General features: G+C 54.4%; 7 protein-coding genes and 1 riboswitch. Of the genes, 3 read left to right on the top strand and 4 right to left on the bottom strand.

The annotated features are described in order from the left end of the window. Nucleotides 1–73 precede the first annotated feature (73 nt). Nucleotides 74–1,930, bottom strand: a complete 1,857-nt coding sequence (locus GZH47_RS26450) for a heparinase II/III family protein (protein WP_162643981.1) — start codon at nt 1,928–1,930, stop codon at nt 74–76. 224 nt (nt 1,931–2,154) lie between these two features. Next, nucleotides 2,155–2,925 carry a DeoR/GlpR family DNA-binding transcription regulator gene (locus GZH47_RS26445; protein WP_318653385.1) on the bottom strand — a complete coding sequence of 257 codons (771 nt, stop codon included), beginning with the start codon at nt 2,923–2,925 and terminating at the stop codon, nt 2,155–2,157. A 199-nt stretch (nt 2,926–3,124) separates the two neighbouring features. On the opposite strand from GZH47_RS26445, the gene GZH47_RS26440 reads away from it, so the two are divergent. After that, complete coding sequence (locus tag GZH47_RS26440; RefSeq protein WP_404823729.1) at nt 3,125–4,849, top strand: family 10 glycosylhydrolase; 1,725 nt, start codon at nt 3,125–3,127, stop codon at nt 4,847–4,849. Nucleotides 4,850–5,008: 159 nt separating this feature from the next. On the opposite strand, the gene GZH47_RS26435 is transcribed toward GZH47_RS26440, so the two are convergent. Both GZH47_RS26435 and GZH47_RS26430 read right to left on the bottom strand, forming a co-directional pair. Next, nucleotides 5,009–5,467: a DinB family protein gene (locus tag GZH47_RS26435; protein ID WP_162643980.1), complete on the bottom strand. Its 459-nt coding sequence runs from the start codon at nt 5,465–5,467 to the stop codon at nt 5,009–5,011. A 202-nt stretch (nt 5,468–5,669) separates the two neighbouring features. Then, the gene (locus GZH47_RS26430) at nt 5,670–6,668 is read right to left on the bottom strand and encodes a cell wall hydrolase (protein WP_162643979.1); all 999 of its coding nucleotides are present in this window, start codon (nt 6,666–6,668) and stop codon (nt 5,670–5,672) included. 422 nt (nt 6,669–7,090) lie between these two features. Further along, nucleotides 7,091–7,180: riboswitch (cyclic di-GMP riboswitch) on the top strand. An 84-nt stretch (nt 7,181–7,264) separates the two neighbouring features. Between GZH47_RS26430 and GZH47_RS26425 the strand changes: the two genes are divergently transcribed. Further along, nucleotides 7,265–9,079, top strand: coding sequence for an ATP-binding protein (locus GZH47_RS26425; protein ID WP_162643978.1), 1,815 nt, complete (start codon nt 7,265–7,267; stop codon nt 9,077–9,079). A gap of 36 nt (nt 9,080–9,115) precedes the next feature. Beyond that, complete coding sequence (locus GZH47_RS26420) at nt 9,116–11,905, top strand: bifunctional diguanylate cyclase/phosphodiesterase (protein WP_162643977.1); 2,790 nt, start codon at nt 9,116–9,118, stop codon at nt 11,903–11,905. Nucleotides 11,906–11,973: the final 68 nt, after the last annotated feature.

Here is an 11,973-nt window from a genome sequence, read left to right as displayed (position 1 = left end):
GGCGAGCAAAGTTCCTCATCATCTGCTTCAATCCAGCGATTTCGCTTAATCACAGAGCTGTGCAGCGCGCCGATCATTCAAACTGGAACGTCAACTGAACCCGCTGCTCCAGCCTCGGCGCCAGCACCTGAAAATCGATGGCATGCCAGTCGGTTTCCCGGCCGAAATGATCGGCCAGCGTATGGTTTTCCGCGCTTGGCCGCAGCTGCTCGGCATCGTAACGGATCGCGAGTCTCCGCCCTTCTTCGCTCTGCAGGGTTACAATGCCGGCCAGCGTCAAATCCGGCTTGATACGGGAAACGATGCGTTCCACGATAGCGCCGGGCACGGATGAGAAACGGTAGACATCCTCCAGCGTAAGCGAAGGCAGCTCGGACTTCCGCCACACGAAACGCCGCTGCAGCGATTCCAGCTGCGGCAAGCCGTACGCGTCTGCCATATCGAACATCAGCTCGTCCTGCTTCTCGCCGATCGACACCGTCACGTCGCGGGCGGCGTTTGCTCTTCCCGCGATCTGGTGCTTGCCGTCCACGACCGGGACGGAATGCCCCTGCGAGCCGTTGCAATCGTAACCGTACCGCCCCGCTCCGAAATAGTCGGCCGTATACTCGCCGCTTCCGAGATCGCAGACGAATACCTCGCCATCGCCCGTCAGGATGAACTGGCCGATATCGTTATGGTTATGCGGCTCCTCGTTATGGCCGCCCTTCGCGGCAAAACCGAACCGCCCGGCTCCCGGCGCGGTGCGGGAAACGAGCCATTGGGCATTCGGCAAATAATAATCGCCGCTCGCCCAGCTCTCGCCTTTCATCTGCGGGTCGAACCAGAGCAGGTTGCGGAACGCATGCGCCCAGCGGCTGCAATGATCCTCCGTGAACGGCGCCCGAAGCGCGTTCGGCGGAGGCGCTGTCTCCGGATAACGGCCGGCCAAGTAGTGCGAGAGACCGATTTGGACATTGGCATGCTGAACGGCGTCGGAGAAATTAACCGTCGTATCGCCGTCGAGATAGGCCTTCTGCTGGAATTGGGCGATCTGCCGCACTTTATCGTTCTCGAACAAGTCAATCGCGCCTTTCGTCCGCCGCTCCAGCAAATCGGCGAAATAAACGAAATAGCCGAAACCGTAATTCCAGTAGCCGACGCCTTCCAAGCAAGCGCCGTCATCGCCCAGGCCGGACAAATAATGATTCATCGTGCCGAGCGCCTTCTCCACGATTTCCGCCAATCGTTCCGTTTCGTCCAACAGCAGAAGCGCCGCAGACGCGATGGATCCTGCGCAAACCGAAGCCCAGTTATTATCGACCGTTTCCCAAAAGTAAGGACCTTGAAGCAAGTAAGGCTTGAACAACCGCTGGACGACTTCTTCAACAATTCTGCTCCGGAGGAGGGGAGGAAGCTCGGATCCGGCCAGACATGCAATCTCGCATAACGCAAAGCCCGTCTCCGCCGAGAATAGATCGATCGCCGTTCTGCGCTCCCGCCTGCTCCATTCCGGCGAATCGATCGCGAACGCCTGTCCGCCGTCCGTTTCTGCCGAATCTCGCAAATGCGCCGGCAGGCACCACGTATATTCATTGCAAATCGACCATATCACATCGTGCAGCGCCGTTCGGTACCGCTCATCGTTCGGCTCCAGCTGCGTCAAGAATGCCATCGCGTTCAGCCTTCTGCGCTTCTCGAAATAGACCCTTTCATAGGCCAGCCTGCTGCCCGTCGTCTCGAACAGCGTAAACAGCGAGTAGCGCAGCTCCGGAATCGGCTCCCCGAGCAATCTCAGTCCCTCCGACTTAATCTCCGCGACCATAGCCTCGTAGTCCGCCGACGTGCTCACCCGGCTCCAGAATTGCGCTTGGTCCTCTGACGGGAACAACAGTGCTGCGCCGGACGGCGCTCCGTTCTCCAGGCTTGCGCGAATAAACGCCCGATTCATCGCGATCTCTCCTCTCCTGAATTTCCTGCATTGAAGCCGATTCTAGCTGCGCCGTGCAACCATCCATTCTGCCGCGGCCGTCGCGCATTATCCGCACAGGATAAAGCGCTTCCACTTCGCGCGGAACCGCGCTGCATGAAGCAGCCCGGCGACGGCAAAATCACTGCCATCGCGCCTGTCCAATGTCCGGTCATACCGGGAACAACGCCGGTACGCCCGTCAAATTAATGCTCGGTTCCTTGCACGATCCGGCTCGCCCCGGCTTGCTTAAACCGTTCCGCCGTCTCGGACGGCATAGCCGAATCCGTAATAATCGCTTTGACCTCGTTTAATTTGGCAAACGTAAACAGCGCCGCCTGCCCGAATTTACGATGGTCCGCCACCACGTAAGACGATTTTGCCGTTTCCAGCCACGCGCGCTTAATATCGACGGATTCGCCCGAATAGATCGTGAAGCCATACTCCGGATGAACGCCCGTGGCGGACAGAAACGCCTTGGAGATATTCAGCTTGCGGATGTAGGCTTCCGCTTCCGTGCCGATCAGCATGTTGCGCATCTGATAGCCGCCGGGAACGACAAGGCGTATCCGTTCTTTGCGGGCAAGCTCCGCGATGACGAACAGGTCGTTCGTCACGATCGTCAGCGGCTGATCCGGCAGCCGTCTGGCAAGCTCCAGCGTCGTCCGGCCACCGTCCAATGCGATCACCTCGTTCGGCTCGATGAGCGCCGCAGCCGCAGCCGCGATTTCCCGATGCTCGACCGGAACCTCGTCCTGCTTAGGCGACAGAATGCCGTGCTGATTCTCCTGCGCGAGCACCGCCCCGCCGTGAATGCGCAGCAGCAGCCCTTTCTCCTCCAGCTTCGCCAGATCCTCCCGGATTGTCTTGCCTGTCACGTGCAGCTGTTCGGTAAGCTCGGCGACCGTTACTTCCCTCTCGGCCAGCAGCATTTCCATGATTTTCTCGTATCTTCGCAGTGGGTTCATTCCGTTCATCGCTTTCATGCTTAGTTTTGCGTTGATTTTAATTCTTCCAAACGCATAGTTCGTTCATATATGTTCATTTTGTAATTTCTATGTTCAGTTTATGTTTTCGATCGCATTCATGCAAGTCTTTTATCCTCGCATTCGCGATTCCTCGCAACCTCGAGCTATCCTTCCGCGTCTATGTATATACCAACACTTAGGAGGAACTATGACTACCGATCACCCGACTGTGAAATCAACTCGAATCTGCTGTCTGCTGCTTGCTTTGCTCTTATTCGCAATGAGCGTCCGGCTGGAAGACGCGAAAGCCGCCTCTCAGCAATCATCCGTTTCCAAAGCCAACGCCATTGCGATCTATCTGGAGGACGAGAAATTACCGGCTGACGTCCCTCCCTACGTAATACCGAAGCTGAATATGACCATGGTGCCGCTCCGCGTTATTAGCGAAGGGCTCGGCGCCGTCGTGAACTGGGACCCGTCATCGCGCTCCGTGACCATTCAACGTTCGCATACGCTCATTAAATTGCAAAGCGGACAGAATAGCGCGCTCGTCGATGACAAGCAGGTCAAGCTGGACGGCAGCGTCCAGATCATGTCGGGAAGAGTCATGGTGCCGCTGCGGTTCGTCGGCGAATCATTGGGACTTACGGTAGTCTGGGAACAGGCAAGCAAATCCATATTTCTCTATGACACGGGCAGTTCCGGAACGGGATCTGGCTCTGGCTCTGGCTCCGGCTCTGGCACGAACCCCGGTTCTGGCACTGGCACTGGCACTGGCACTGGCACTGGCACTGGCACTGGCACGAACCCCGGCACCGGACAAGGCAGCAGCACAGCTTCCCTGCGCGGCGCCTGGGTATCGACGGTCTACAACTTGGATTGGCCGAGCGCCGCATCCGCAGGCGACGAAGCGAAGCAGAAAGCGGAATTCACGCAGCTCTTGGACGATCTGCAGGACATGGGGCTGAACGCGGTATTCGTGCAGGTCAGACCTGCCGGCGATGCGCTCTATGCGTCGTCCCTCGTTCCCTGGTCCAAATTTTTGACCGGGAAGCAAGGCAAAGCGCCTACCTACGATCCATTAACGTATATGGTAGCGGAAACGCATAAGCGGGGCATGACGTTTCATGCCTGGTTCAATCCGTTCCGGGCCAGCGTCGATGCCAAGACGGATACGCTTGCGCCGAATCACGTCATCCTGCAGCATCCCGATTGGATCGTCTACTCCGGCGGGAAACCGTATCTGAATCCGGGCATCCCGGAGGTGCGTCAGCATATTATCGATACGATCATGGAAGCCGTAAGCGGTTATGACATCGACGGCGTCCATTTGGATGATTACTTCTATCCTTCGAGCGGCGAGTTCCCGGATTCGGCTGCATTCAAAGCGTATAATCCGTTGAACCTGACTTTGGGCGATTGGCGGCGAGGCAATGTGAACGCGTTTATCAGCCAACTGAGCGAGTCGATTCATGCGCTGAAGCCCGGCGTTCGTTTCGGCGTCAGCCCGTTCGGCGTGTGGCGTAACAAGAGCGCCGATCCGACCGGCTCGGAGACGAAAGCGAGCGTCACCGACTACGACAGCATGTATGCGGACGTCCGCATGTGGATCCAGCAGCATTGGGTCGATTACGTCACGCCGCAAATCTATTGGAGCTTCGACAACTTGGCCGTGCCGTACGGCAAGCTGGTTGACTGGTGGGCGAACGAAGTGAAAGGCACCGGCGTGGATCTCTACATTGGCCACTCGCCCTATAAACTGGGCACCGCGGAGGTCGGCTGGCAATCTTCCATTGAGGTGATCCGCCAGCTGGACTACGACAAGACAAAGCCGGAGGTGGATGGCGACGTCTTCTTCAGCGCCAAAGACCTGCGCGGCAATCCGCTCGGCATCAAGGATGCGCTTCGCGCTTACTACGTTCCCGGCAAATAATCGTCATCTGCCCGCTTTTTCAAGCGCATGATGACACAAAAAACCGCTAAACGTCATGAACCTCATGCGTCTAGCGGTTTTATATTGTCGTTCGATATCGACAGCCGAGCAGTCACGCAGCGGATCCGCCTCGCGCAATCTCTCTTGGTCTGCTGCAATCTAGCCGCGATAGACGAAGAACGGCAGTTTCTCGATGCCTGCCAGGCGCAAATAGATGAACAATTGGCCTTTATGGTGAATTTCATGGTCTTTGGCATTCTGAAGCAGCGCGCTGCCCGTCATGGCATGACCGAAGAAATCGATCGATTGCTCCAGCTGTTCCGGCGCGATGGATCTCAGGATCGCTTCCGTTTCTTCCGTGTCCGCCGCGATGTTAGCGCGAAGCTCATCGATGGTCGTGAATGCTTTTGGCGGAACAGCCTGCGTATAAACGCCGTTCTTCACCGTGTTGGCGAACATGCCCATCGCTCCGGTAATGTGCAGGATCAGTCCGGAAAGCGTCATTGCTTTCTCCCATGGTTTCAGTTGAAGCTGTTCTGTCGTGACGTCTTCCAGCATCTGATGCAGTACTTTGCGATGGCTTAGCCATTCGCCAATAAATTCGTTGATCGTCGTCATCTCATACGCTCCTTAAGGTTACCGCAATTTTCCGCCTCGATAGACGGCCTTAATCATTATAGCCGACTGCGAGCCGCATTTCATCCTCTTGACTGCCCGATCCGCAGCTCCTGTCTCTTATGCCAACGGAACAAGCCCCGCAACGAAAAAAATCCGCTATGGCTTCAATCGGAGACCATAGCGGACTTGGCTGCTTGCTCATTTATCTTGCAAAACGATGATGGCCAATCGTTGCGACCACATCCAGGCTGGACCAATACGATCCGGTGGAGATGTCGGGATTGAAGAAATATACGGCGTTCTTAATGTTATTACGGCCGTTCAACGCATCCTTGGCAGCGCGCAGGGCAGTTGCATTCGGTTTGCTTCGATCCAGCAGACCGTTATGGGCCGGAGGGAACTGTCTCCCCGAATAAATCACGTCGCGAACCGAATCCGGGAAGCGCGGGTCCTTCACCCGGTTTAAGATCACATTGGCTAGCGCGAGCTGTCCCGCATACGATTCATAACCTGATTCAACCATCGTAATCTTGGCAAGGAGCAAGTAATCGGCCTCCGTGTACGGCTTCGCAGCTTGATCGAAGAACGACGGAATCGCTACCTTCAGCTTCGTGCCCGGCTTGATCACGGCGTTGCCGCTCAACCCGTTCCGCTTCAATAGCATCGACTTGCCGATACCGAAATCCGCGCTGATTTCATCCAAACCATACGCTTCCGTCACGACAGCCGGCTTCACTGCCGTTAAATTAATCACGTCTGCCGTTTCATTCGTATTCATGTCGGCATGGAGCAAGTCCGCCAGCTGGCGCAGCGGAATGAACAGCCTGCCGTTCTTCACGAACGGATAGGCATCCATCCGATAGCGCTCTTCGTTGAAATAAACAACGGGCACGCCGTTTCCGAGCACGATATCATCGCCTAATGCCGTATGTAACGTTAATTCCTCATTGTCGTTGTCCCAGCTTGCTTTCGCTCCGAACGCCTCGGCGATCCGAGCCGCGGGCACGTACATCCTGTTCAGGAAGACGAAAGCTTCTGAACCGCTCATCTTCACTTTCTCGCCGTTCACTTTAATTATCGCATCTGCTGCAACCGCGGTCGACGCTGCGGATACGATGGACAACGGTCCGATGCAAAGCATCAGCAATCCCATTATCGCTGCAGTTATTAGCCTTCTCGCCGGCTTGCTATCTCTGATCATGCGTACCTCCCAGTTGAGCAAGTTGGTTGGATTAAGCTTCCAACGTTCATCTTCTGGGCAAAATTATAACATAGCCGGTAAGCGCATTTGGATTAACATTTTCACAGAATTCAATGAAATTTAATAAAAACTTTAGCAAAATGTTGAAAAAATTGTCGTTTCACCCAAAAATGCCACGTCAGCCGGACGCGGCTTTTCGATGTTTAACCGTTTGATGCCGCTGTTCCCAGAAGCGTATCCGCCAGTTTGCAACTGCAGCCGCGGACACCTCCTGAATTTGATTGGAGAGATCCCGGAACGGATCGGAGATGCGATTGAACGATTCGCTATTTCATTTCGACGAAATTCGCTATATACATTGGATCGGTTATTCTTATAATGAATTAAAGGGAATCCGTTTCCAGTCCCATCCAACCGCATACCTGCGATAAGGGCAAACCATTTGGAAACTGTGGGACGCAAAGCCATGGCCTAATGTATCTAGCGATACGACGGTAGACAAGGCTGCCGAGTAAAATCGGAAATCCATTCATCACCTGATGGGTTTTTTTGTTTTATCACGAAGAACCGGTACAACATGATTTTCAGGAGGCATCATGGGACATTTCTTATTGGCGAGCGCGGCTTTTCTGCAAATCTTCTGTTCTTCATTAATCTGTTTGCATCTAGTAAAGCGCATGTTCACGGAAGGCTATGCCAAATTATTCTGGCTTGTAAGCGCTGCATTCGTATTCGGGGTCGGCATCTGGTCCATGCATTTCGTCGCGATGCTGGCCTATCCCTTCGATGTTAACGCGATCTACCGATTCGGTACCGTATTCCTGTCCATGTTCATCGTCATCTTCATGTCCTTCTTCTCGCTGTCGCTCTTCTTATATGCTGTCTCGAGGAAACGGAACAAGCTGTTGATTGCTGCAGGCGCCGTGCAAACGGCCGGCATTTGCGCGATGCACTACGTCGGCATGCATGCCGTTAAGATGAACGAGGACATGCACTTCGGTCAACCGTTCTCCGTTCCGTCCATCCTATTGTTCATGCCTGTCTTCATTGGCGTGTTTCATGAAAAACGGATTTTCAAAGCAGGGATTTGGCTCAAAATGCTGAGCGCGCTCGCTCTGTCCATAGCCATTAGTTTTCTTCATTACGGCAACATGCCGGTTATCCATCCGCAGCACATTCACGGGCCGCAGAATTCTCCCGTTCAAAATATGAACAATTTGATTCTCGCCATCACGGTCGTGTTCGTCGTGGCGATCATCCTGGTGTACTCCGTCGTCATTCTGATGATTGACAGCCGGCTGAAGAAAAGCGAAGAACGCCTGAGGCAGTTGAACATGATGTATTCCCTTACCTTAAACTCGGTTGACGAAGGCATATTAAGGCTCGATGAACAGAAGAACGTCGTGTTCTGGAATTCGGCGGCAGCCAAGATCACCGGCTTTCAATCCGCCGAGGTTGTCGGCAAACCGCCGTACTTCCTCGCATCCGTGAATGGCGAACCGCAATGCCCGGTTCGGAACATCTACGACACGGGGACCGAGAAGTCGGCCGAAGACATGATCTATCACAAGAACGGCGAAACGCTCCCCGTGGAGTTCCATATCACGCCGATGTTCAATGTACGGACCGTCGTCGGCGCCGTCATTAATTTCACCGACATCTCCGAACGCAAGAAGAATGAATCCTTCATCCGCGCCTCGGAGAAGCTGTCGCTGGCCGGACAGCTGGCGGCAGGGATCGCGCATGAAATCCGAAATCCGCTCACTTCGGTCAAAGGCTTCGTCCAGCTGCTGCAGCGAGGGATTCAGAAGCCGGAATATATGCCGATCATGATGTCCGAAATCAACCGCATGGAGCTTATCATCAGCGAGCTTCTGATGTTGGCGAAGCCTCAGAACGCGCATCGGAAACCGATGGACATGTGCGAATTGCTGGAGCACGTGATCTCCCTGATCGAATCGCAGGCCATTCTGAACGACGTCCAAATTCAAATCGAGTACGAGGAAGCCCCGCTGTTCATTCAATGCGATGCGAACCAGATCAAGCAAGTCTTCATTAATATTATCAAGAATGCGATCGAGGCTTCGCAAGGGGGGACGATCCAGGTTCGGATCGAGCGGGCGGGAGATGCCATTGTCGCGTCCGTTACGGACAACGGCTGCGGGATTCCGCAAGACATGCTGGATCAAATCGGACAGCCTTTCTTCACGACGAAGGAGAAAGGAACCGGACTCGGACTGACGATCAGCAATAAAATCATTGCGAGTCATGAAGGCACGACGGCAATCTCAAGCGTTACGGGAATCGGAACGACGTTTAAAATAAGCCTTCCGCACGCATCACAGCGATCACACCCTATTGAGCGGCATGAAATCGAAGCAAACGAGCTGATTTCTCACGGCGCCCTATGATCCTCCAGATGACAAACGGAAAAGAGCGTGAAGGATATGATGGAAGCTTCTACTCACCTGACAAGCAGTTATAATGTGTATCTGGTTTGTTTATCCTTTATCATTGCGCTGTTCGCTTCTTACACGGCATTGAATTTAGCGAAGCGAGTCCTGTCATCCAAAGGGCGCAAGCAGACGCTGTGGCTGGTCGGCGGGGCCTTCGTCATGGGGCTCGGCATTTGGTCCATGCATTTTATCGCCATGCTCGCTTTCCATTTGCCCCAGGGCGCATCGTACCATGTCGCAACGGTCGCCGTTTCGATCCTCGTGTCCTTCCTAGGTTCATTGTTCGGCTTCGCATCCGCCAGCCGCCCGCGCTTTAACAAGTACAAGCTGCTGATCGGAGGCGGTTTCATGGGACTCGCCATCAGCGGGATGCATTATATCGGCATGTCCGCTTTGGAAGGGGTCGCGATCTCTTATAATCCCTATCTATTCACGCTCTCGATCATCATTGCCATCATCGCTTCCATTACCGCGCTCTTCCTCTCCTTCCATACGCACAAAAGCTTCTGGATGAGCGGCCTGCTCATGGGTATCGCCATCACGGGGATGCACTACACGGGCATGGCCGCTGCCACGATGACCATTCCCGATCACGCCATGACCATGCTGATGGATAATCAAAATATGGACTATGTCGACATGGCGATCTATGTCGCCTTCGGTACGATCGTGATCTTCGGCATCAGCTTCATCAGTTCGTTGACGGCGGATCAGCGCTTGGCGGAACAGCTGGCTTTGAAAGGCTCGATTCTCGATTCGGCCATCGATTGCATCATGATGTTCAATCATCGGGGAACGGTTATCGAGTTCAATCCGGCGGCGGAGCAGCTGTTCGGCTACAAACGCGAAGAAGTCATCGGCAGGCAAATGGCCGATCGGCTTATCCCGCCCCATCCTGGCAGCAGCGCCCGCGTAAGCCGACTGCTTGCGCCAAGCAATAAATCGATGCTGGGCAAACGCATGGAGGCGACGGCTCTACATGCGAATCAATGCGAGTTTCCGATCGAAATGACCGTGACCAGAATCAAGAAAGAGAAAGCGCTCATTTTCACGGTATACATCCGCGACCTCACCGAGCGGAAGCGAGTGGAACAAGTGCTTCGGGAAAGCGAGGAACGGTACCGCCGGCTGATCGAGTTCTCGCCGGAGTCCATTTTCGTGCAAAATGACGGGCTCATCACCTTCGTCAACGCCGCCGTCAAGCATACGCTGGACCTCCAGGACGGCAGCGAGCTGATCGGCAAACCGCTGATCTCGCTCATTCACGACGATTATCATCCGGCGATGGAGCTCTGGCAGCACAATGTGCTATCCGGCGATGGAACCTCGGATTCCATCGAATTGAAGATGGTTAAACGGGGAGGCGAGCTGATCGATATCGAAGCCACGTCCATCCGCGTTCAGTTTGAAGGCCAATCCTTCGTGCAAACGATTGCCAGAGATATCACGGAGAAGAAACGCTACGAGGAAGCGATCAAGAAACTCGCTTACTATGATATGTTGACCGGATTACCGAACCGCAACTTGTTCAATAAGCTGATCGCCGAAGCATTGGAGCACGCGGGGCAGACCGGTCTGCACGTAGCCGTCATGTTTCTGGATATCGACCGCTTTAAATTCATTAACGATACGATGGGTCATCCGATGGGAGACCTGCTGCTCCAACAGTTTGCCAGCCTGCTCGCTGCTTGTACCGGCGATAACGGCACCGTCTCCAGATTGAGCGGCGATGAATTCGTCATTCTGTTCCCGCAGGCCGACCGCGTTAATGCCGGTGCATTGGCCCGGCGCATCCTGGCCTCGATGGAGGATCCTTTCCGCTTGAACCAAGAAACCGTCTACGTCACGACGAGCATCGGGATCGCGCTGTATCCTTGCGATGGAGACAATGCCGAAACGCTCTTGAAAAATGCCGATTTTGCCATGTATGCCGCGAAAAAGGAGAAAAACAGCTATCGTTTCTTCGAATGGCAGATGAACCATGTGCATACCAGACGAATATCGATCGAACAATCGCTGCGCCAAGCCATGGAAGAACGCCGCTTCACCCTCCACTACCAACCGATATTCCATGCGCGAACAAGGAATATGGCCGGCGTGGAAGCGCTGCTTCGCTGGACGGATCCGGTGCTCGAGAACATTCCGCCGAGCGAGTTTCTTCCGATTGCCGAAGAGAGCGGACAACTGATCGCCATCGGCGAATGGGCCATTCAAACCGCTTGCGAACAGATGAGAATTTGGCAGGAAGCCGGACTGGGCGCGATTCCGATTGCCGTCAATTTATCCGCTCAGCAGTTTAAGCAAGACCAGCTGGTCCAAACCCTCCAACGGATTTTGCTTCAGACCGGATTGGATGCCAAGTACTTGGCGATCGAATTGAAGGAAGGCATTGCGCTGGACGGGAGCGATCGCGTCACCGCCAAACTGAATGCCTTGAAGGCATTGGGTGTCAGCATCGCCATTGACGATTTCGGAACGGGGTATTCCTCCTTGAGCCACTTGCAAACGGTTCCGGTCCATACGATCAAAATCGACATGGCGTTCGTGCACGACGGTTCCAAATCATCGCTGAACAATGCGGTTATTGAAGCAATTATCGCGGCGGCACGCAATTTGGATATTCATGTCATAGCCAAAGGAATTGAAACGGAGGAGCAGTTCATTCTGCTTGAACGGCAAGGCTGCTCGCATATGCAGGGGTATTGGTTCAGCAAGCCATTGACAGCCGCGCAGTTCGAGATGACTTATATGCAGGCGCCGCTTGCCGTGGAGCTGCATTAAGGGCGCTGAAGAAACGGGTAAACAAAAGGTGGCGCAGAATTCATTCCTGCGCCACCTTTTATAATGAA

Origin of the sequence: Paenibacillus rhizovicinus, from assembly GCF_010365285.1 — a bacterium.
Classification (GTDB): domain Bacteria; phylum Bacillota; class Bacilli; order Paenibacillales; family Paenibacillaceae; genus Paenibacillus_Z; species Paenibacillus_Z rhizovicinus.
This window is presented reverse-complemented; position numbering and strand designations above follow the sequence as displayed.

Coding starts and splice junctions, on each gene's coding strand:
- GZH47_RS26440 (WP_404823729.1), top strand. CDS start 3,125: ATGACTACCGATCACCCGACTGTGAAATCAACTCGAATCTGCTGTCTG.
- GZH47_RS26425 (WP_162643978.1), top strand. CDS start 7,265: ATGGGACATTTCTTATTGGCGAGCGCGGCTTTTCTGCAAATCTTCTGT.
- GZH47_RS26450 (WP_162643981.1), bottom strand. CDS start 1,930: ATGAATCGGGCGTTTATTCGCGCAAGCCTGGAGAACGGAGCGCCGTCC.
- GZH47_RS26430 (WP_162643979.1), bottom strand. CDS start 6,668: ATGATCAGAGATAGCAAGCCGGCGAGAAGGCTAATAACTGCAGCGATA.
- GZH47_RS26435 (WP_162643980.1), bottom strand. CDS start 5,467: ATGACGACGATCAACGAATTTATTGGCGAATGGCTAAGCCATCGCAAA.
- GZH47_RS26420 (WP_162643977.1), top strand. CDS start 9,116: ATGATGGAAGCTTCTACTCACCTGACAAGCAGTTATAATGTGTATCTG.
- GZH47_RS26445 (WP_318653385.1), bottom strand. CDS start 2,925: ATGAACGGAATGAACCCACTGCGAAGATACGAGAAAATCATGGAAATG.